The organism is Roseovarius carneus, from assembly GCF_020141465.1.
GTDB classification, from domain to species: domain Bacteria; phylum Pseudomonadota; class Alphaproteobacteria; order Rhodobacterales; family Rhodobacteraceae; genus Roseovarius; species Roseovarius carneus.
Genome location: NZ_JAHSPD010000001.1, coordinates 282,855 through 303,410, shown reverse-complemented (window position 1 = coordinate 303,410; position 20,556 = coordinate 282,855). Strand labels below are relative to the sequence as shown.

19 protein-coding genes and 1 riboswitch are annotated in these 20,556 nt (G+C 63.5%); of the genes, 6 read left to right on the top strand and 13 right to left on the bottom strand.

Annotated features, from left to right (window positions below):
- Positions 1 to 102: 102 nt before the first annotated feature.
- On the bottom strand, positions 103 to 1,755 hold the full coding sequence (locus tag KUD11_RS01580; RefSeq protein ID WP_109387191.1) for an electron transfer flavoprotein-ubiquinone oxidoreductase: 1,653 nt from the start codon (positions 1,753 to 1,755) through the stop codon (positions 103 to 105).
- Positions 1,756 to 2,033: 278 nt separating this feature from the next.
- On the opposite strand from KUD11_RS01580, the gene greA reads away from it, so the two are divergent.
- Both greA and KUD11_RS01570 read left to right on the top strand, forming a co-directional pair.
- Positions 2,034 to 2,504, top strand: a complete 471-nt coding sequence (gene greA, locus KUD11_RS01575) for a transcription elongation factor GreA (protein ID WP_109387193.1) — start codon at positions 2,034 to 2,036, stop codon at positions 2,502 to 2,504.
- A 13-nt stretch (positions 2,505 to 2,517) separates the two neighbouring features.
- Positions 2,518 to 3,573 carry a hypothetical protein gene (locus KUD11_RS01570; protein WP_109388385.1) on the top strand — a complete coding sequence of 352 codons (1,056 nt, stop codon included), beginning with the start codon at positions 2,518 to 2,520 and terminating at the stop codon, positions 3,571 to 3,573.
- A gap of 19 nt (positions 3,574 to 3,592) precedes the next feature.
- Here KUD11_RS01570 and KUD11_RS01565 read toward each other — a convergent pair whose 3' ends face one another.
- Positions 3,593 to 4,843, bottom strand: coding sequence for a Zn-dependent hydrolase (locus tag KUD11_RS01565; protein ID WP_109387195.1), 1,251 nt, complete (start codon positions 4,841 to 4,843; stop codon positions 3,593 to 3,595).
- A gap of 218 nt (positions 4,844 to 5,061) precedes the next feature.
- Between KUD11_RS01565 and KUD11_RS01560 the strand changes: the two genes are divergently transcribed.
- Positions 5,062 to 5,544 carry a hypothetical protein gene (locus tag KUD11_RS01560; protein WP_109387197.1) on the top strand — a complete coding sequence of 161 codons (483 nt, stop codon included), beginning with the start codon at positions 5,062 to 5,064 and terminating at the stop codon, positions 5,542 to 5,544.
- A gap of 6 nt (positions 5,545 to 5,550) precedes the next feature.
- Here KUD11_RS01560 and KUD11_RS01555 read toward each other — a convergent pair whose 3' ends face one another.
- From KUD11_RS01555 to cobO, 4 genes are all read right to left on the bottom strand, one after another.
- A complete protein-coding gene (locus KUD11_RS01555; protein ID WP_109387199.1) occupies positions 5,551 to 6,318 on the bottom strand; it encodes an FCD domain-containing protein in 768 nt (255 codons plus the stop codon).
- Positions 6,319 to 6,381: 63 nt separating this feature from the next.
- Positions 6,382 to 6,738 carry a Lin0512 family protein gene (locus KUD11_RS01550; protein WP_109387201.1) on the bottom strand — a complete coding sequence of 119 codons (357 nt, stop codon included), beginning with the start codon at positions 6,736 to 6,738 and terminating at the stop codon, positions 6,382 to 6,384.
- The gene (locus tag KUD11_RS01545; protein ID WP_109387203.1) at positions 6,735 to 7,079 is read right to left on the bottom strand and encodes a Lin0512 family protein; all 345 of its coding nucleotides are present in this window, start codon (positions 7,077 to 7,079) and stop codon (positions 6,735 to 6,737) included. The genes KUD11_RS01550 and KUD11_RS01545 overlap by 4 nt, the downstream gene beginning before the upstream one ends.
- Before the next feature lie 12 nt (positions 7,080 to 7,091).
- Positions 7,092 to 7,700, bottom strand: a complete 609-nt coding sequence (cobO, locus tag KUD11_RS01540; RefSeq protein ID WP_109387205.1) for a cob(I)yrinic acid a,c-diamide adenosyltransferase — start codon at positions 7,698 to 7,700, stop codon at positions 7,092 to 7,094.
- Positions 7,701 to 7,844: 144 nt separating this feature from the next.
- On the opposite strand from cobO, the gene KUD11_RS01535 reads away from it, so the two are divergent.
- Complete coding sequence (locus tag KUD11_RS01535; protein ID WP_109387207.1) at positions 7,845 to 8,225, top strand: hypothetical protein; 381 nt, start codon at positions 7,845 to 7,847, stop codon at positions 8,223 to 8,225.
- Here the strand turns inward: KUD11_RS01535 and cobN are convergent.
- The 3 genes from cobN to cobW all read right to left on the bottom strand — a co-directional run bounded on the left by cobN (position 8,222) and on the right by cobW (position 13,548).
- Complete coding sequence (gene cobN / locus KUD11_RS01530) at positions 8,222 to 11,914, bottom strand: cobaltochelatase subunit CobN (protein ID WP_109387209.1); 3,693 nt, start codon at positions 11,912 to 11,914, stop codon at positions 8,222 to 8,224. The genes KUD11_RS01535 and cobN overlap by 4 nt on opposite strands.
- 66 nt (positions 11,915 to 11,980) lie before the next feature.
- Positions 11,981 to 12,433 (bottom strand): GNAT family N-acetyltransferase, encoded by a 453-nt coding sequence (locus KUD11_RS01525; protein WP_109387211.1) that lies wholly within the window; start codon positions 12,431 to 12,433, stop codon positions 11,981 to 11,983.
- Positions 12,433 to 13,548: a cobalamin biosynthesis protein CobW gene (cobW, locus tag KUD11_RS01520; protein WP_109387213.1), complete on the bottom strand. Its 1,116-nt coding sequence runs from the start codon at positions 13,546 to 13,548 to the stop codon at positions 12,433 to 12,435. Before cobW ends, KUD11_RS01525 begins: the two co-directional genes overlap by 1 nt.
- Before the next feature lie 75 nt (positions 13,549 to 13,623).
- On the opposite strand from cobW, the gene KUD11_RS01515 reads away from it, so the two are divergent.
- Positions 13,624 to 13,947: a DUF1636 family protein gene (locus KUD11_RS01515; protein WP_224380127.1), complete on the top strand. Its 324-nt coding sequence runs from the start codon at positions 13,624 to 13,626 to the stop codon at positions 13,945 to 13,947.
- 4 nt (positions 13,948 to 13,951) lie between these two features.
- Here KUD11_RS01515 and KUD11_RS01510 read toward each other — a convergent pair whose 3' ends face one another.
- The 3 genes from KUD11_RS01510 to KUD11_RS01500 all read right to left on the bottom strand — a co-directional run bounded on the left by KUD11_RS01510 (position 13,952) and on the right by KUD11_RS01500 (position 15,381).
- Positions 13,952 to 14,455 (bottom strand): hypothetical protein, encoded by a 504-nt coding sequence (locus KUD11_RS01510; protein ID WP_109387216.1) that lies wholly within the window; start codon positions 14,453 to 14,455, stop codon positions 13,952 to 13,954.
- A 65-nt stretch (positions 14,456 to 14,520) separates the two neighbouring features.
- Positions 14,521 to 15,201 (bottom strand): CbtA family protein, encoded by a 681-nt coding sequence (locus KUD11_RS01505; RefSeq protein ID WP_109387218.1) that lies wholly within the window; start codon positions 15,199 to 15,201, stop codon positions 14,521 to 14,523.
- A 3-nt stretch (positions 15,202 to 15,204) separates the two neighbouring features.
- Positions 15,205 to 15,381 (bottom strand): CbtB domain-containing protein, encoded by a 177-nt coding sequence (locus KUD11_RS01500; RefSeq protein ID WP_109387220.1) that lies wholly within the window; start codon positions 15,379 to 15,381, stop codon positions 15,205 to 15,207.
- 32 nt (positions 15,382 to 15,413) lie between these two features.
- Positions 15,414 to 15,633, bottom strand: a riboswitch (cobalamin riboswitch).
- A gap of 207 nt (positions 15,634 to 15,840) precedes the next feature.
- Here KUD11_RS01500 and KUD11_RS01495 point away from each other — a divergent pair.
- Entirely contained in the window at positions 15,841 to 19,296 is a 3,456-nt protein-coding gene (locus KUD11_RS01495) for a chromosome segregation SMC family protein (RefSeq protein WP_109387222.1), read from the top strand.
- Between the two features lie 6 nt (positions 19,297 to 19,302).
- On the opposite strand, the gene KUD11_RS01490 is transcribed toward KUD11_RS01495, so the two are convergent.
- Positions 19,303 to 20,487, bottom strand: coding sequence for a lytic murein transglycosylase (locus KUD11_RS01490; protein ID WP_109387224.1), 1,185 nt, complete (start codon positions 20,485 to 20,487; stop codon positions 19,303 to 19,305).
- Positions 20,488 to 20,556 lie beyond the last annotated feature (69 nt).

Genomic DNA, 20,556 nt, shown 5'->3' with positions numbered 1-20,556 from the left:
TTTTGGGATGCTCGTTGGCTGACAAGGTAGTCTGCCGAGCCCCCCAAGGCAATGCGGGGCAGCCGTCGCCACCCCGCACCCCAGTCAATTGTCACGCCGAATTTACATATTCGGGTAGTTTGGCCCGTCCCCGCCTTGCGGTGTGGTCCATGTGATGTTCTGGCTTGGGTCTTTGATGTCGCATGTTTTGCAATGCACGCAGTTCTGGAAGTTGATCTGAAACCGTGGATCTTTGCCGTCCTCATGCACAAATTCGTAGACACCCGCTGGACAATAGCGCGCCGAGGGACCCGCATATTTCGCCAGATTGACGGCCACGGGGAGGCTGGCATCCGCGAGCTTCAGGTGCGCAGGCTGGCTTTCCTCGTGGTTGGTCATCGAGAAGCTGACATTGGTGAGCCGGTCAAAGCTGAGCGTGCCATCGGGCTTGGGATAGGCGATCTCTTTGTGCTTTGAGGCCTCTTCGGTCGCGTCCGCATCCGATTTACCATGACCGATGGTGCCAAAGACCGACGCACCAAGCAGGGTGTTGGTCCACATATCGAACCCGCCCATGGTGAGCGACGCCATAAGGCCGTATTTGGACCAGAGTGGCTTCACGTTGCGCACGCGCTTGAGGTCATTGCCGATAGCGCCAGTGCGCACGTCTGTCTCGTAATCGCTCAATTCATCGCCGCTGCGCCCGGCGGCGATCGCGGCGGTGGCGGCTTCGGCAGCGGCGATCCCGCTCAGCATGGCATTGTGATTGCCCTTGATGCGCGGCACGTTGACCATGCCGACCGAGCAGCCCAGAAGCGCCACGCCGGGTGCCACCATCTTAGGCATCGACTGATAGCCGCCCTCGGTGATCGCCCGCGCGCCATACGCCACGCGCTTGCCGCCCTTGAGAAGGTCCGCGACCATCGGGTGATGCTTGAACCGCTGGAATTCCATATAGGGAAAGAGATGCGGGTTCTTGTAGTTCAGATGGACCACGAAGCCCACATAGACCTGATTGTTATCAAGGTGATAGATGAACGATCCGCCGCCCGCATTCTTGTTCAGCGGCCAGCCCATCGTGTGAGTGACGCTGCCCTCTTTGTGCTTTTCGGGGTCGATCTCCCAGATTTCCTTCATCCCGAGGCCGTATTTCTGAGGCTCCTTACCCTTGGCGAGGTCGTATTTCGCGATCACCTCTTTCGACAGGCTCCCGCGCACACCCTCGCTCAGGAAAACGTATTTGCCGTGCAGCTCCATGCCGGGCTCATAGCCGGGGCCCTCGGAGCCATCGGGGTTGCGGCCAAACTCACCAGCCACCACGCCTTTGACGCTGCCATCCTCGGCGTAGACCATCTCGGAGCACGCCATGCCCGGGAAGATTTCCACGCCCAGCTCCTCGGCCTGCTCGGCCATCCAGCGACAGACATTGCCCATCGACACGATGTAATTGCCGTGGTTGCTCATCAAGGGCGGCATGGGGAAGTTTGGGATGCGCAGCGCGCCCGCTTCGCCCAGCATGTAGAACTTGTCATCGGTCACAGGCACCGTAATCGGCGCGCCCTTGGCCTTCCAATCGGGGATCAGCATGTCGATGCCCACAGGATCCAGAACAGCGCCCGACAAGATATGCGCGCCCACTTCTGAGCCCTTTTCCAGCACCACAACCTCCGCCTCGGGGTTGAGCTGCTTCATGCGGATCGCAGCGCTCAGGCCTGCGGGGCCGGCCCCCACGATCACCACATCATATTCCATCGTTTCGCGCGCGGTCTCGGTCATTTGGATATCCTTGCAACAGGGCCGCAGAGGGCCGGGTATTCAGATCTTGTTGTGCCTAGCGCGGCGCGGGTCGCGACGTCAATGAGAACACGACCTCATTGCCAAGGGAAAACGGCAAATTGTCACGGAGGACTGCGCAGATAAGTGCCCGGCCCGCGCAATCGGTCTTGCAATCATCCGCCTGCTCAGGGCACTCTGACGCGGCTTTGATACCACGTTTCGTCACAGACGGGCAGGGCGGTCGCCTCAGCGCGCGCCCATGACAGGGGACTATGAGTATGGATAAGATCCCGATGACACGGGCGGGCCACAACGCCCTTGAGGTTGAGCTGAAACGGCTCAAATCCGTGGAGCGTCCGGCCATCATCGCGGCCATTGCAGAGGCGCGTGAACATGGCGATTTGTCGGAGAATGCCGAGTATCATTCCGCCCGTGAAAAGCACAGCTTCATTGAAGGGCGCGTGAAGGAGCTTGAGGGCATCCTTGGCCTTGCCGAGGTGATTGATCCGTCCAAGCTTTCGGGCTCGATCAAGTTTGGTGCCAAGGTGACGCTTGTCGATGAGGATACGGATGAGGAAAAGACCTGGCAGATCGTGGGCGAGCATGAAGCCAATATCGAAAAGGGTCTTTTGAACATCAAATCGCCCATTGCGCGCGCCCTGATCGGCAAGGATGAGGGTGACAGTGTCGAGGTGCGCACGCCGGGGGGTGATCGCGGCTACGAAGTGCTGAAGATCTCCTATAGCTGAGGGAGAGATGGCAATGCGCCTTCTCCAAGGCACCACCGCAAAACGACCGCAGCTACCGCCCGAGGCGCGGCCAAAACAGGCGTCTGCCCCATCCCTTGGGATCTACGACACATCCGCGCGGGGCCCGATCTCGGGTGTTGAGATGGCGGCGTTGATCCTCTCGGGTCTCTGGCTGGTGCTGGTGTCGGCGTTTTTTCTCTTTCTGGCGCCGCCCATGCCGGGCGGCGGTGCTTTGGGTTTCTTGCTCACCATGTTGGTCATATTCTTGCCCGTCGCGATGATCTGGGTCGCCGCGATGGCCGCCCGGTCGGCGCGGGTGATGCGCGAGGAAAGCCAGCGCCTTCAGACTGCGATTGATGCAATCCGGCAGGCCTACGTCGCACAGAGCCAGCGTGTGGCCCCATCGGCGGATGAGCCTTCCGTCGCACGCAAACTCGATGAGATCGCTGCCGCCCAACGCAAGACCGAAACGACGCTCGCCACGTTCTCCTCCTCGCGGCAGCCTGAGCCTGTGCGCCTTGCCCCGCCGCCGCCCGCCCCGGATGAGGACAGTCAAGTCGTTCTGGCCCTTGGCACCCCGGCCGAGGCGCTGAGCGCGCCATTGTCGCGTGCCGATTTCATTCGTGCGTTGAATTTCCCCGAGACCGCCGATGACAAGGCCGGGTTCGATGCGCTGCGCAAGGCACTGAAAGACCGCCCTACCGCCCTTTTGGTGCAGGCCGCGCAGGACGTGCTGACCCTACTCAGCCAAGATGGGATTTACATGGATGATCTGCGCCCTGACATGGCCCGCCCCGAGGTCTGGCGCAGCTTTGCGGGCGGTGCGCGAGGCCGGGCGATTGCGGCGCTTGGCGGTATTCGCGACCGCTCGTCTCTTGCGCTGACGGCGGCGCGGATGAAGCAGGACCCGATCTTCCGGGATGCAGGTCACCATTTCCTGCGCCGCTTTGACCGCATGTTCAGCGATTTTGCCGAGACCGCCTCAGATCAGGATATCTCGGCCCTGTCCGACACCCGCACCGCGCGGGCCTTCATGCTTTTAGGCCGGGTTGCGGGTACATTTGATTAAAGCGGTGTGAGGGCTAAGATTAGGCCTCCACCCCCGCTGCGTCCACCACTGCGTGCATCAAAACATCGGTGCCCGCCGTCGCCCATTCCTTGGATATTTCCTCGGCCTCATTATGGCTGAGACCGCCCACGCAGGGGCACATCACCATCGCCGTGGGGGCCACGCGGCTGATCCAGCAGGCGTCATGCCCGGCACCGGAAATCACGTCGCGGTGTGAGTAGCCCAGCCGCACGGCTGCGTCACGGATGGCGGTCACGCAGCCTTCGTCGAAGGTCACCGGGTCAAACCCACCAACCTCCTCGAACGTGACCTCCAGCCCCATGCCGCTGCAAATCTCAACGGTCGTGGCCTTCATCCGTGCCACCATATCCTCGATCACCGCCAAATTGGGCGAGCGGAAATCGACGGTGAAGACCGCCTTGCCGGGGATCACATTGCGCGAGTTGGGAAAGACCTCGATATGGCCCACAGCGCCCACCGCGTCGGGCGCATGGCTCAGCGCGATCTCGTCCACACATTCCAGCACACGTGCCATGGCGAGGCCCGCATTGCGGCGCATCGGCATCGGGGTGGAGCCGGTATGCGCGTCCGTGCCGGTGATCGTCACTTGGGTCCAGACCAGCCCCTGACCGTGGGTCACGACGCCGATATCAACCCCTTCGGTCTCAAGGATCGGGCCCTGCTCGATGTGCAGCTCAAAGAACGCGTGGATTTTCCGCGCGCCGGTAGGCTCCGTGCCCTTCCAGCCGATGCGCTCAAGCTCTGCGCCGAAGGTTTTGCCATCCGCATCCGTGCGCGCATGGGCCCAGCCCTCGTCATGCAGCCCGGCAAAAACGCCCGAGGCGAGCATGGCGGGGGCAAACCGCGTGCCTTCTTCATTGGTCCAATTGGTCACGACGATGGGATGGCGCGTCTTGATCCCCAGATCATTCAGCGTGCGGATGATCTCAAGCCCTGCCAGCACGCCCAGCACCCCGTCATATTTGCCGCCCGTGGGCTGCGTGTCGAGATGGCTGCCCACATAGACGGGCAGGGCGTCCGGGTCCGTCCCCTCGCGCCGGGCGAACATATTGCCCATCGTATCAAGGCCCATCGACAGGCCCGCCGTCTCGCACCAGCGCTGAAAAAGATGCCGCCCCTCGCCATCCTCATCGGTTAGCGCCTGCCGGTTGTTGCCCCCCGCGACACCGGGGCCGATCTGCGCCATTTCCATCAGACTGTCCCAAAGGCGGTCGCCATTGACCGTTAGATTCTGTCCTGGCGCTGCCATGGGGGGCTCCTTGCTGCCCTCCTTGCGAGAGCTTTCTTGTTGCGAATTTGGTCAACGATTGCCTGCCTGCGAGGGGCTGTCAAGCTGTGGTCTGAGAGCTTTAACTCTTCATTAATCCAAACTTTAATTCGATCTGGCGTGGTGGGCTTGGCATGGAGTAATTTGAGTGTGGGTGGCGGGCTGCTCAGGTCTTAGGATCGGCCTGTCAGGAGGTGTCGATGTCTTTTGTTTCTGGGTTTGGCCGGGTCAGACCGGGTCTAGCGCTTTCGCGTGCGAAAGCCGCCGATAAAGACGGGCAGCATCCGCCTTACCTTCCGCGTCGCGCCAAGGACGGCGCGGGGGATGATGCGCCCGGAGAGGATTTTATCGCCGAGCAGCTTCGTAAACCGGAGCTTGAGTCTGCTCCAAACCGGGCCGAAGCGGAATTGTGGCGCTTTGGGATGCACGCGCAGCCTGAGGACGCGGATCATGCGCGCCACAAAGCAGATGCCGCACTTGCCAGAATGCGGACCGCGCAGATGGTGCGCGCGGTTGAGGAGGCTAGCCGGATTTCCGGCGTCACCCGCCCTGAACCGGGGCTGACGGGTGAAATCCTTGGACCCGAGGATGCGGGTGGCGATGACGCGCAGGTCATTGCGTCTGGGCAGGGTGCGGAGGGAAAGGATGTAGATCGGCAGGGTCTGCTGCGTCAAAAGCGATAGGATCGCTTAACGCTCCTGCTCATGGGCAAATCTCTGGCGCGCGATATCCTCATGCGCGTCGGCCCGGCGTTGATCGTTCAGCGCGGCCTCCACAAACCCCAGATGTGCCTCCACGGCGGCGCGGGCCGCGATAGGATCACGGGCCTGAAGCGCCGTGTTGATCGCGCGGTGCTGTTCCAGAAGGGCCGTGCGCGTGGTGCTTTGGCGAAACATTATCTGCCGGTTGTAAAACACCCCCTCGCGCAAAAGGTCGAACATCGAGCGCATCATATGCAGCATCACGACATTATGGCTCGCCTCCAGAATGGAGAGGTGAAATTCCGCGTCCAGACGCGCCTCCTCTGACGGGTTCGGGTGCAGATGGGTGCGTTCCATCTTGTCCATCAGGGTCTGGATCAGCATCAGATCGGTGTCCGAGCCGAGCCGGGCGGCCCGCTCAGCCGCCAACGCTTCCATATCCCGGCGAAAGGCGATGTAGTCGAACACCGCCTCGTCATGCTCGGCAAAAAGCCTGATCAAAGCCTCGGAAAAGGCCGAGCCTAAAACGTCGGCCACATAGATTCCGGCCCCTGCACGGCTGCTGAGAAGGCCCTTCGCCTGAAGCTCTGCCACCGCCTCACGCAGGCTGGGGCGCGACACGCCAAGGCGCTCGGCAAGCTCACGCTCTGCTGGAAGACGCTCTCTGGGACGCAGGATCCCGCGCAGGATCAGCTTTTCAATCTGGCGGGTGACAGCTGTGGACAGCTTTTCTGGGGTGACCTTTTGAAACGGCATGGGCGGCCTTTGTATGGAATTGGTCAAATTATATGACCACCCGCCAAGCGGAGCAAGCAGCGCTTACTTCCAAGCCGCGCCCTGATAGGGCAAAAACGCCTCGACCGCCGCCGTGGCGATCACAATCGTCTCGCCCGTCTCGGGGTTGGTCACGTTCTGCCCACCCAAAACGGCATGCACTTCGGCCCGCCCGCGTGGGAGCCTTTTCGCCAGCGCGGCACAATCCAGTGCGGCGGGGTCCTGCACGCCGACCGTCACGGTCACGCGCATGGTCTCCAGGGGAATCGCAGTGCTTTGGAAAATTGGCAGGGTGGAGTGGCGGATCGCATCCTCAATCGCGCGCTCGGCGGCCTTCTGATAATCCATCCCATGCAGGTCATTGCCCATGCCCATCTCGATGATAAAACGCTGGTCGCTCATGTGGGCTCCATCTCGAAGCTGACGGATATGGCGGCGTTGGCGATCACCGTGGGGGCGCCATCCGGGCGGGGGATGTCGAGCCCTCCATGCGTCGCGCTCACGCTGATCCAGCCATAGGGGAACACGGATTTCAGCGCCTCGCAATCCACCTCCTGCGGTGCCTGCACGGCGATCTCCACATCGATCAGCATCGCCTCCTTAGGCTTGCCAAAAAGCTCGGCCATGTTGATCGAATTGTGCCACAGCGCGTCTTGCAAGGCGCGCCGTGCGGCCTCGGTATAGTCCTGACGGCGCAGGGACGTGCCCATGCCGAACTCAGTCAGAACGCGGTGCTTGGCCATCCTGAGCGCCTCCTAGAATTCTACGCCAATCTGCGCCTTGATGCCTGCGCGGAACGGGTGCTTGACCAGCTCCATCTCGGTCACGAGGTCGGCGATTTCAATCAGCTCTTCCTTGGCGTTGCGCCCGGTCATCACGACATGGGTCATATGCGGCTTCTCTTCGGCCAGAAATTGCACCACCTCACCGATATCCAGATAATCATAGCGCAGCGCGATGTTGATCTCATCCAGCAGGACCATCTTGTTGGTCTCGTCGCGGATCAGCTCCTTGGCCTTTTCCCATGCGGCTTGGGCCATTTCGATATCGCGGTCGCGGTCTTGGGTCTCCCAGGTGAAGCCCTCGCCCATGGTGTGAAACGCGCAAGTGTCCGAGAATTTCGCGAGGATCATGTCGCGCTCGCCCGTGCTCATCCCGCCTTTGATGAACTGCACCACAGCGCATTTCATATCATGCGCGATGCAGCGGAAGATCATCCCGAACGCGGCTGAGGATTTGCCTTTGCCTTTGCCCGTATGCACGATGATCAGGCCTTTTTCGTCGGTCTTGGTGGCCATGATCTTGTCGCGGGCGGCCTTCTTCTTGGCCATTTTCATCGCGTGGCGGTCTGTGTCTTCGGTCATGGGGCGCTCCTCTGGGCGGGGTTGCTTTGGGCGCGACAGTGAGAGAGGGCGGCGCGGTGTGCAAGCTATTTCCCAAGGCGATCCATGCGAATTGCTTTGGCTTTGGTAACCGGTTGTTAACCACTTCGCTGGCAGGGTTCAGGGATGCGATTGCTCTTGCTTCCCCTAGCCGTCCTGCTTGCGGCCTGCGACACGCCCGGTCCCGATTTCCGGGGGGTGGAGCCTGTGCGGATCAGCGTGGGCCAAAGCGTTTTTGATGTGCGCGTCGATGGCCTTCGGGCAGAGGCGATCCGGCTCAACGCCGAATGGGCGCCGAGGCTTGAGGCTGTGGCATCGCGCGGCGTGATGGCGATTGAAGAGGTGAGCGGGTGCCAGGTGCGGGACCTTGACGGTGATCCGGCGCAGATGACAGCGCGGCTCAATTGCGGCGGCCGCAAAGCGCCCTTGCCGCGCGGGACGGAGTATTCCTGCGATGTGTTCGCGGTATCGGGTGGTCTGGCCGAGCTGAGCTGTGAGCCGCTTTAAACTCCGCGTGCCGCCTCGATACGCGCGCGGGCCGAGTTGGATCGCGGGGTCCAGAGGCCACGGTCGATTGCTTCGTGAAGCCGCTCGGCAATCTCGCGCAGCGCGGGCGCGTTGTGATCTGCGATGAAATCGCGCGTGTCGTCATCCTCAAGAAATGCCGCTTCAACCAGATCAAAGTGATGCCCGCGCACAGCCCCCGTGGTGGCCGCAAACGCAAAGAGATAATCCACCGTCGCCGCAATCTCGAACGCGCCCTTATAGCCGTGCCGCTTGATGCCTTCGATCCATTTGGGGTTCACCACGCGCGACCGTACGACGCGTCCGATCTCATCTTCCAGCGTGCGAATGACAGGCCGCTCGGGGCGCGAATGATCGTTGTGATAAATCACCCGGTCTTGCCCCTGAAGCGTGCTCACAGCGGCGGCGGCTCCGCCCTCGAACTGGTAATAATCGTCCGAATCTAGAATATCATGCTCGCGGTTGTCTTGGTTCTGCACGATGGCCTCGGTCTGGCTCAGCCGCGCCTCAAACCCTGCGCGATCCACTTCTCCTTCTGAGCCTGCGCCATAAGCATAGCTGCCCCAAGTGAGGTAAGCCTCGGCCAGATCGGCCTTGCTGGCCCAGAGCCGCTCGTCGATCATTGCCTGAAGGCCCGCGCCGTACGCCCCGGGCTTGGAGCCATAGACGCGCGCACCCGTCTCGCCCGCGCGCGCACGGGCGGCGGCGGGGTTGAGATCCTCGGGCTCGTCCAGCGCTTGCACCGCGCGCGCCGCACTGTCGACAAGGGCGATAAGCTGCGGGAAGGCGTCGCGGAAAAAGCCGGAGATGCGCAGGGTGACATCCACGCGGGGGCGGCCCAGAATGCCTTGCGGTAACACCTCGAACCCGGTGACGCGCCTGTTCGCGCTGTCCCATTTCGGCTTGCACCCCATCAGGGCAAGCGCTTGGGCAATATCCTCGCCGCCGGTGCGCATATTGGCGGTGCCCCAAGCTGTCAAAAGCATGGTGCGGGGCCAGTCGCCATGGGTTTGCAGGTGTTTCTCAATGAGCAGGTTGGCCGATTTCCACCCCAACGCCCAAGCGGTTGGGGTGGGCACGGCGCGGCTGTCCACGGAATAGAAGTTGCGGCCCGTGGGCAGCGTATCGAGACGCCCGCGGGTGGGGGCGCCGGAGGGCGCCGGGGCGACGAACTGCCCCCTGAGGGCGGTGAGAAGGCCCAGCCCTTCAAGCGCGCCGCAGGAGGCCAGAATGGGCCGCAAGCTGCTCTCCAGAAATTCCATAACCACGCGGCTCTTTGGCCCTTGGGCGCGTGCATCGCCGTCAACCAGCGCGCAGGCCAGAAGCTCCAGCCGCTCCACCGTGTCGCCCGCACTGCGCCAGCCATCACCGCTGAGCGCCGCCAGAACTTCGGGCCGCGCGCCGTCCCAAGGGGCGGCCATATCACAATCGAGAGGGTCAAAGGCCAGCCCCAGATCATCCGCCAACGCCCGGATCAGAGAGGCATCCCCGCCAGTCCCATCGCCGCGCGGCACGCGTAGCAAAGCCACCAGCAGATCGCGCGCCTGCACCCCCTCGGGGGATTGGCCGAAGATATGCAACCCGTCGCGGATCTGCGCTTCTTTCAGATCGCACAGATAGGCATCCAGTTGCGCCAGATCGCCATCCTCATCCGTGCCGGACATGCCCACGTCCTTGTCCAGCCCGGTGGCCTGCGACAGGCTCAGGATCTCGCGTCTGAGATGTTCGATCCGGCGCGGGTCCACGCCTGCGGCCTCGTAATACTCATCCACCAGCGCCTCCAGATCGCGCAGGGGCCCGTATGTTTCGGCGCGGGTCAGGGGCGGGGTCAGGTGGTCGATGATCACCGCCTGTGCGCGCCGCTTGGCCTGCGTGCCCTCGCCGGGATCGTTCACGATGAACGGATAGAGATGCGGTAGGGGGCCAAGCACCGCCTCGGGCCAGCAGGTCTCGCTCAGCGCAAGTGCCTTGCCGGGCAGCCATTCGAGATTGCCGTGCTTGCCCATATGGACCACCGCGTCGGTTTTGAACACGCGGCGCAGCCAGATGTAAAAGGCCAGATAATTATGTGGTGGGACGAGATCGGGGGAATGGTAGGTGTCGGTCGGATCAATATTATAGCCGCGTGCAGGCTGCACGCCCACAAGCGCGTTGCCAAAGAGAAAAATGGAGAGTTTGAAGCCCGTGCCCGCCTCATAGAACGGATCGTTCTCGGGCGCCCCCCAGCGGTCTGTCATCTGGTCGCGCAGGGCCAGCGGCAGGGCCTTGAACCCCTCCAGATAGGTCTCCAGCGGCAGGACCTGACCGCCTTCCCGCGTGGCGCGGTCGGTGAGCCAGTTGGTCGGCCCGGCCATGATCTGCTGCATCAGTGCTGCGCCATCTTCGGGCAGATCGCGGGTGTGATACCCCGCCTCGGCCAAAAGGCGCAGCACATGCACGGTGGCGGCAGGCGTGTCGAGACCGACACCATTGGCCAGCCGCCCGTCCTTGTTAGGATAGTTGGCCAGCACGAGGGCGACCTTGCGCGCGTTCTCCTTCTTGGTGCGCAGCCGGGCCCAGTGTTTGGCGAGATCGGCCACGAAATCCACCCGGCCCCCATTGGCGCGGTAGGTGGCGATTGGGCATTCAGTCGCGTCGTCGAAAAACGCCTCACCCTTGAAGCTGATCGCGCGGCTGAGGATGCGTCCATCAACCTCCGGTAGGGCCACGTTCATCGCGATGTCGCGCGCGCTGAGCCCGGTGAGGCCCTCCGCCCATGCCTCCTCGGACGAGGCTGCGAGGACGACCTGAAAGATTGGCGCGGTCTGTGCGGCCTCCATCGTCAAAGGATTCTGCACGCTTGTGTCGCCCGCATGCGGCGATCCTACGGCAAAGCTGGTGCAGTTGAGAATGACCGACGGAGGGGCTGCTGCGAAAAGCTGCTCCAGAGCGCCCACGGATACGGGGTCCTTGAGCGAGGCCACGAAGATGGGCAGTGGGTTCAGCCCCCGGCGCAGCAGGGATTTTGTGAGGCGATTGATGGGGTGAAGCCCTGCGCCCTGCACCAATGCCCGGTAGAAAATGATCGGCACGATGGGCGCGCCATCTGTCCATGCGGCCTTGGCCGCGCCCAGATCAGCCAGCCCGCTGCCAGGCCAATAGACCCCGGCGCGCAACAGGGGCCGGGCGGGGTCGGGGCGCGCGGCCCCGCTCAGCATGGCCTGTCCGTAGGTCAGGAAATTGGCCGCGTTCTCCGGCCCGCCCTCCACCAGATAGGACCAGAGCGCGTCGTAATCGGCGTCGCTGATGGTTGAGAGGCTGCGCAATTCCGGGTCGGGTTTGTCATCGCCGGGCAGAAGGGCCAGCGGCACGCCGGCCTCATGCAGGCGTGCCGCATATTGCTCGGCCCCATATTTCCAGTAGCCGGTGCCCCCCAGCACGCGGGCGATCACGAGGCGGGATTTGGCCGCGCAATTGTCGAGATGCAGGTCGACCGACATGGGATGCGCGAGATGGGTAAGGTTGGCCAGCCGCAAGCCGGGGGGCGTCTCCATCTCGGCGCGGGCGGCGCTGAGCGCGCTCAGCTCGGTATCGGCGGCGGAGATGAAGATGATATCGGCGGGTGTCTGGCCCAGATCGACCGGCTCTTTTCCATCGTCGATGGAGCCGGGGGTGGCGGCGAGCAGGTGCATGGGGTTTGGGGCCTTTCGGATGGGGTGGGTTGTGCGTGCGGTCGAGCGCGGCGTAAGCCAGCGTCGTCAGACGAGAGGTTTTTCCATGAAATAGCTGGTGTCATTGGGGCGGTAATCGCCGAAGCGGCCACATTCGGTAAAGCCGTGGCGGGCGTAGAGGCGGACCGCCTCGGGCAGACGCAGGGCCGTCTCAAGCTTGAGCACGGGCAGCTTCAGCGTGCGGGCGTGATCCTCCAGCGCACGCAGAAGGGCCGCACCCACGCCCTTGCCGCGCGCGGCGTTGGCGGTGAACATGGATTTCACCTCGCCGTAGCTTTCTTTGTCGACAACCGCGCCAGTGCCCAGCACGGTATCGCCCTCCCGCGCGATGAAGAAATGCACGTCCGGTGTGCAAAGCGCCTCGAACCCGAGGAAGTAGTTTTCCTCGGGCTCAAAAAGGGTGGTCATCAATGTATGGCTTTGCTCCAACAGCGCCTTGGGGCCGGGATCGAGCGGGTATCCAGGCTCAACAATCAGCATCAGGCAGCGAGGGCGGCTGTGATCGCCGCGCGGTCAAGCCCGGTTTGGCCGATGACCACAAGGCGGGTCTGACGCGGGGCCGTGCCGAAGGGCTGATCGAAATAGGTGTCCACACGGGGGCCTACCGCCTGAAGCGTCAGGCGCATCGGCTTGCCCGTGACGGCGGCGAAGCCCTTGAGGCGCAAAATGTCGTGTTTGCGGATCACATCGGCCACTTGGGCGGAAAAGGCGGCGGGGTCGCTGATCTCGTCGCGTAGGACGATGAAGCTTTCAAACGCGTCGTGGCCGTGCTCATGCTCGTGTGCATGGTGATGGTCGTGGTGGTGCTCATCATCATGCGCGTGATGATCGTCATGGTGGTCATCATCATGATCGTCGTCATCGTGGTGATGGTGATGCACCTCGCCGCGCGCCTCCAGATCGGCCTCGGCCCCGATGCCTTGCCCCAACAGAACATCGACGGGCAGCGCGCCCATCGTGGATTTCACAACCTGTACGCCCTTCCGGCTTTCACCGCGCAGGCGGGCGACCAGCGCGTCTGCCTCGCCCTCCTCCAGCAGATCGGATTTGTTCACCACGATCATATCGGCGCAAGCGACCTGATCCTCGAAAAGCTCCGATAGAGGTGTCTCATGGTCGAGGTTCTCGTCCATCTTGCGCTGGGCGTCCACGGCGGCGACGTTGTGGGCGAAACGGCCCTCGGTCACGGCCTTGCCATCCACCACGGTGACCACGCCATCAACCGTGACGCGGGTGGAAATCTCGGGCCAGTTGAAGGCCCGGACCAGCGGTTGGGGCAGGGCGAGGCCGGAGGTCTCGATCACGATATGATCGGGCACGTTCTCGCGGTTCAGTAGCTTTTCGAGCGTGGGGATGAAATCATCGGCCACGGTGCAGCAGATGCAGCCATTGCTCAGCTCCATGATATCCTCCTCGGTGCAGGTCGCGTCGCCGCAGCCCTTGAGGATATCGCCATCCACGCCCAGATCGCCGAATTCGTTGATGATGAGCGCGATGCGCCGCCCGTCCGCGTTTTTCAGCATGTGGCGGATCAGGGTGGTTTTACCGGCACCGAGAAAGCCTGTGACAACGGTGGCGGGGATTTTTATGGGCATGGTCAGGCCTCCTGAGATGGGTTGCGTGGGAAGCGCCGCTGAGCTAGCCCCAAAGGGTAAAGGGAGGCGGGCGTGATGGATGTGATGACTGTCTGTTCGACATGCGAGGGAGCCGAGGGGCCTGCGTTTGCCGACGCGTTGCGCGCCGCTCTGGCTGAGGCGGGGCTGGGGGTGCAGGTCCGCGACTGGCCGTGCATGAACGCCTGCGCGCGGCCCGTGAGCCTTGCCTTTCGCGCGCCGCAGAAGGCCACGTATCTCTTTGGGGATGTGACGCTTGAGGATGCGGGCGACGTGGTTGCCTTCGCCAAGCTATATGCCGCGAGCCCGGATGGCTGGATCGACGATGCGCGCGCCATAGGGCGGTTGCGCCATTGTCTCATCGGGCGGGTGCCTGCCTGAAGGCTCATTCTATCGTCACCGTTGTCGTTGCCTCAACGGGTGTGCCGTTCACCGCCAGCGCGCCATGGGTGTTGCCATTGAGCGTGACGCGGATTTCATGCGTGCCTTTGGGCAGCGCATCGAGATGGACATATTCACTATAGGCGCGGGGCTGTTTCACACCGTTGACATAGATATGCGCATGGCCCTCGCCCGGCACATGGTCGCCGTTCACACCGGTGGGCGAGAAGGTGAAATTTTGCGTCATGATGTGCAGGTTCCGGCTTTGCGCGCCATCGGGCAGGATGTGTAACATAAGCGTCGGCACGGGTGCCTCCGCCTCAATCATCGCGCCGTGGCCTGCGTGACCCGAATGATCGCCGTCGCCATGATCATGCGCCATGTGATCATGGGCGGCGCTGCCATGGTCGTGCCCCTCAAGCTGCGTGCCCGAGGTGGCGGCGGTGAGAAACCCGAGGCCCGCGCCGAAAAAGAGGCCGATGACGAGAAAAATGAGCGTTTTGGGCATTGATCCGGTATCTCCTTAAGGGTGCCCCGGCGCGCGGGCGTGATGTCATGCGCCGGGGGATTGGGTCAGGCGTCTTGCGTTTCGCGCTGCCAGAAATAGGCTGCAAAAAGGCCGAGCGTGGCCCATGCTGCCATGCTGACACCAAGTGCGCGCACAGAAAAGAGCGATGCGACCTCGGGTGGCAGCGGCCCGGTAAAGACCGCAGGCTCGGGCGCACCGATAAGATGCGGCGCTATGATCACTGCCGCCCCGGCGGCCATGAGCAGCGCACTGCGCCCAAAGGCGATAAGCGCAAGCCCCACGCCCGTGGCTGTCGCCGTGCTCCACCACCAGATTTGACGCGCGGCAAGATCTGCCGAGGCCATGCCCGGCACTTCGGGCGGCAATGAGAACGCCGGCGCAAGGTGGATCGTGGCGAAGCCGGCGATGCCCCAGACAATTCCCTGATGCGCGGAAATGGCGACGCCTTGGGCGCTCGCGATGCTCATGAACGCCACCAAAATCAGGCCATAGCCCACGTAAATCAGCGCTGAAAAGAGCACCGAAAGCCCGTCACGCATGGCGTCAAAGCCTGGGATGTCCGGCCGCGAGGGTGCGCCCTCGGCCATGTTGTAGATAAGGTCACCGCCCTCATAAAGCTCCGCATGAAGCAGAACAGGCTGCACGAATATGAGCTGCAACAGGGCGGCAATCAGCCCTGCACAGAACCCAGCGAAAAGCCCGCTGGTCAATATTTTGGCAAACATACCTTAGTGGCAGGGGAAGCCGGTGGCGTGGCGCACATCATGTGCGGCGTCATGCAAGGCCGAGGCTTGCACGTGGCCCGCCACGAAGATGATGCCAAGGCCGATCGCCAGCGCCATAACTGCGGGCAGAACGGCGGATTTTGCTGTGGTTTTCGCGGTGTTTTGAACAAGTGTCGTCATGGTGTCGTCTCCTATGCGCCTCTACCCCGAGGCGGGTTGATCCTGCAAAGGCTGGTCTCCTGGCTTACGGGTCGAGGCCTGACTGCCGCCTTCCCAGGACGTATCCCAGTGGCATGTGGCAGGGGCTCTCCGCTTACAGTCGCGGGGGCGGCTGACGAATTGATGCCCGAGAGGGGTCCACCGACACGCCATTCCCAATTGATCCCCGGGCTCTTCTACGCCCTTGGGGGAACCTTTGCCCGTATGGTATGAACGTCCCCTCGCAATGCGTCAAGGTTGATTGCAATGGGCCGGTGCAGCCAAGATACGGGCGCTCTGCCGTGTCTGCGCGCGTCTCTGGCCGATATCTTGTGGATAACTCACCCCATGCATCCATATCCAGTGGTTTGGCGTTGACTCGCGCCGCGCGCCCTCGGCAAACTGCACACCACTCCGAGAATCAATGGCGAGGCGGGCCTTTTGCGATTTTCCAAGCTCAGACTCACAGGCTTCAAAAGCTTTGTGGATCCGACCGACCTCATCATCGGGGACGGGCGAACGGGCGTGGTTGGCCCCAATGGCTGCGGGAAATCTAACCTTCTAGAGGCACTACGCTGGGTGATGGGCGAGAATCGCCCGACGGCCATGCGCGGCGGCGGTATGGAGGATGTGATCTTTGCCGGTGCCGCAAGCCGTGGCGCGCGCAACTTTGCCGAGGTGACAATCCATATCGACAATGCCGACCGCCTCGCACCCGCAGGGTTCAATGACAGCGATACGCTTGAGATCACCCGCCGCATCACCCGCGATGTGGGCAGCGCGTATCAGGTCAACGGCAAGGACGTGCGGGCGCGCGATGTGCAGATGCTCTTTGCCGACGCCTCCACGGGCGCGCATTCGCCCGCTTTGGTCCGGCAGGGGCAGATCGCCGAGTTGATCAACGCCAAGCCCAAGGCGCGGCGGCGCATTTTGGAGGAGGCGGCGGGTATCTCGGGCCTCTATCAACGCCGCCATGAGGCGGAGTTGAAGCTGCGTGGAGCCGAAGGCAATCTCACCCGCGTGGATGATGTGATTGAGCAATTGGCCGCACAGCTGGGACAGCTTGCTCGGCAGGCACGGCAGGCCGCGCGCTACCGCGCCATCGGGGAGGAGTTGCGGCAAGCCGAGGGGCTTTTGCTCTATCGCCGCTGGAAAGAGGCGGATGCGGCCTTGGCCGAAGCCCGCGATGCCCTGCGAGAGCGTACCACCGCCGCCGCCCGCGCCGAGGCCGCCGCGCGCGAGGCAGCCAAAGCCCGCGCCGCCGCCGATGAGGCCCTGCCTAAGCTGCGCGAAGAGGCCGCTATTGCTGGCGCGGTTTTGCAACGCCTTTCGGTGCAGCGCGATACGCTCAACACCCAAGAAGAGGCGGCCCTTGCCCGTATCACCACGCTTGAGGCCCGCATCGGGCAACTGGCCAAGGATATTGAGCGCGAGGGCGAGTTGAACCGCGACGCGGGCGAGACGATTGCCCGGCTGGAATGGGAGCAGCGCGAACTGATCAAGGCCGCCGACGGCCATGAGGGCAAGCTGGAGGCCGCCGCCGCCGAGGCGCGCGATGCGTCGGATATCCTCAGCCAGCGCGAGGCGGATCTGTCATCACTGACCGAGGATGTGGCCCGTCTCGCGGCGCGCCACCAATCGGCACAACGGCTCGTCTCCGACAGCCGCAGCATGCTTCAGCGCTCCGAGGCGGAGGCCGAAAAGGCCCGTTCTGCCGTGGCGGCATCAAACGCGGCATTGCAAACGGCGGCTCAAGATTTCGCAACCGCCGGGTCTGCGGAGAAAGACGCGCACGCGGCGGCGGAGGCGGCGGAAGCCGCCCTCATCGCCGCGGATGAGGCGCGCAACGACGCGCAAGCCCGCGAGGCCACAGCGCGCGGGGAGCGGAGCGAGGCCGAGGGCGAGGTCAACGCCCTCTCGGCCGAGGTGTCGGCCTTGGCGCGCTTGGTGGAGCGTGACACCGCCGAGGGCGGGCAGATCCTCGACCGGCTTCAGGTGCAGCAGGGCTATGAAAAGGCGCTTGGGGCCGCGCTCGCCGACGATCTGCGCGCGCCCGAAGTGGGCCCTGACGGCCCCTCTGGCTGGGCCGTTCTGCCCGCTTACAGCCATGTGGAGGCGTTGCCCGAGGGGGCTGTGCCGCTTACGCAAAACGTCTCGGTGCCGGATGTGCTCACCCGCCGGATGAGCCAGATCGGCCTGGTGGACAGCGAAGACGGCCCGCGCCTTCAGGCGGCGCTTAAACCCGGTCAGCGGCTGGTGTCGCTTGAGGGGGATCTTTGGCGTTGGGACGGATACCGCGCGTGGGCCGAGGATGCGCCATCCGCAGCCGCGCTACGGCTTCAACAGCTTAATCGCCTGGAAGAGCTGAAACAATTGCTCGAACATGCCAGCGCCCGCGCCGATGGTGCGCGCCGTGCGCATGAGATGTTGACCCAAACCCTGCGCGATCTGAGCGAGGCGGATAAAGCCGCCCGCGAGGCGCGCCGGGACGCTGATCGCGCTGTTAATGACGCCGCCCGCGCGCTCAGCCGGGCAGAGGCGGAGCGCAACCTTGCGGCCTCAAAACTGGAATCGCTGAGCCTCGCCGTGACACGTCACGAGGATGAGGCGCTGTCCGCACGCGGGCAGTTGAGCGAGGCGGAGGCCGGGCTGCAAGGCCTTGGTGATCTGGATGCCGAGCGGGCGCGCGCGGAGGATACCAAGCTGACGGTGGAGGCTGCCCGTATCACGATGATGTCACGCCGTTCGGCCCATGATGAGCTGCGTCGTGAAGGCGAGGCGCGCACGCGCCGGAGCCAGGAAGTGACCAAGGAGTTGAGCGGTTGGCGCCTGCGTCTGGAGACGGCCACGACGCGCAGTGCCGAGCTGGCCGAGCGCAAAGTGAGCGCCGAAGCCGAGCTTGGCGAGGCCGCCGCCGTGCCTGCGCAAATCAGTGAGGCACGCGCCGAATTGGGCGGCCAGATCACCACCGCCGAGGCCCGCGCCGCCACCGCTGCCGATGCCCTATCCACCGGGGAAGGGGCCGCGCGCCATGCCACGGATGGCGAGCGCGAAGCCGAGCGGGCCGCGTCGGATGCCCGCGAGGCTCGCGCCCGTGCCGAGGCCCGCACCGACGCGGCTTCCGAGGCCCGCAGTGCTGCCGCTGCGCGCATCCATGACGATCAGCAAATCACCCCCGCCGCCCTGCTGGAGAGCCTCGGGGTGGACCCCGATAAAATGCCCGGAGCGGAGGCGATCGAGGCCGATGTGAACCGCCTCAAACGCCAGCGCGACGCGTTGGGTGCGGTCAATCTGCGCGCCGAGGAAGACGCAAAAGAAGTGCAGGAAGAGCATGACGTTCTCTTGTCGGAAAAGACCGACCTGGAGGAAGCGATCAAGGCCCTGCGCAGCGGCATTGCCTCGCTCAACCGCGAGGGGCGCGAGCGCCTTTTGACTGCGTTTGAGCAGGTGAACGGCAATTTCTCGATGCTCTTCAAGCACCTCTTTGGCGGGGGCGAGGCCAATCTCGTGCTGGTGGAAAGCGATGATCCGCTGGAGGCAGGCCTGGAGATCATGTGCCAACCGCCGGGCAAGAAACTGGCCACGCTGAGCCTTCTGAGCGGGGGTGAGCAGACGCTGACCGCGCTCGCGCTGATCTTTGCCGTGTTCCTCGCGAACCCCGCGCCGATCTGCGTGCTGGATGAGGTAGACGCGCCTTTGGATGATGCCAATGTCGCGCGCTTCTGTGACCTTCTGGATGAGATGTGTCGCCGGACCGAGACACGTTTCCTGATCATCACCCATAATGGCGTCTCAATGAGCCGGATGGACCGTCTCTTCGGCGTCACCATGGCCGAGCAAGGGGTGTCGCAGCTTGTCTCCGTGGACCTCAAGAAGGCCGAGGCGATGGTGGCCTGAGACCTCTCAGAGCTTATTCAGCAGGGCCGGGGTCGGCCATTTATCGGCGGGCAGTCCCAGTTTTTGCTGCACACCCTGCACCGCCGCACGGGTGCCTGCGCCCAAAATGCCGTCGATTTTGCCCACGTCATAGCCGCGTGCGGCGAGCTTGGTCTGAAGCTGCTTCATCTGATTGCTGCTGAGCCCCGGCTCGGGGTTGCCACGTGTCATCACGGGTGCGCCTTCCAGACGTGTTGCGAAATAGGCGGCGGTTAGCACGTAGGTAAAGCTCTGATTCCAATCGAAATAGACCCGGAAATTGGGATAGGCGAGAAAGGCAGGGCCCTTGCGCCCTTGCGGCAGCAGAAGGCTTGCCTCCAACCCACCGGCAAGCTGCCCGTGGCGCGCGCGCACGCCAAGCCGCTCCCACTCAGACGCTTTCATCGTCGTGCGCAGGCCCGATTTGGACCAGTCCATCTCGGCAGGCACGGCCACCTCATGCAGCCATGGCTGGCCCTTACGCCAGCCAAACCCGCTGAGCATTTTGCCTGCGGACATCAGCGCATCGGGGGCGGAGGTTTTGAGGTAGACATGCCCGTCGCCATCACCGTCCACGCCGCTTTCAATGATGTCGCGGGGCAGCATCTGGACCATGCCGATCTCGCCCGCCCAAGCGCCTGTGGTGCGCACCGGATCGAAATCGCCCTTCTCAAACAGCTCCAGCGCCGCGAAAACCTGCGGGCGGAAGAGGTCGGGGCGGCGGCAATCATGGCTGAGCGTGACGAGCGCGTTGAGCGTGTTGAAATTGCCCTGAAACCCGCCGTAATCCGTCTCGAATGCCCAAAAGGCCAAGAGAACGCCGCGGTTGAGGCCGTATTGCGCTTCGATCCGGTCAAAGATCGCGTCGAACTCGCGGGCCTTGGCGCGGCCCGTGTTGAGGCGGCCCGAGCTGATCAGGCGGTCTGCGAATTCGGTGAAGGGTTTTTGGAACACGCCTTGCGCGCGGTCGGCTTTGATCACCGACGGGTCCTGCCGCGCAGAGGCGAAGAAACTCTCTACAGTGGCCTGTGCATGGCCGCGCTGCACCGCTTCGGATTTGAGGCCCGCGACGAAAGTGTCGAAGCTGCCGCCGCAAGCCGCATGGGCCACCGAGGCCGTCATTGGGGCCGCGAGGGTGAGGCAAAGGGCGGTGAGGCAGGTCAGTCGGCGCATATCAAGTCTCCCAATGTTTTGGGACAGGGTAACGCGATTTGCGTAATGCGTGCAGTCCTGAAATAGGCT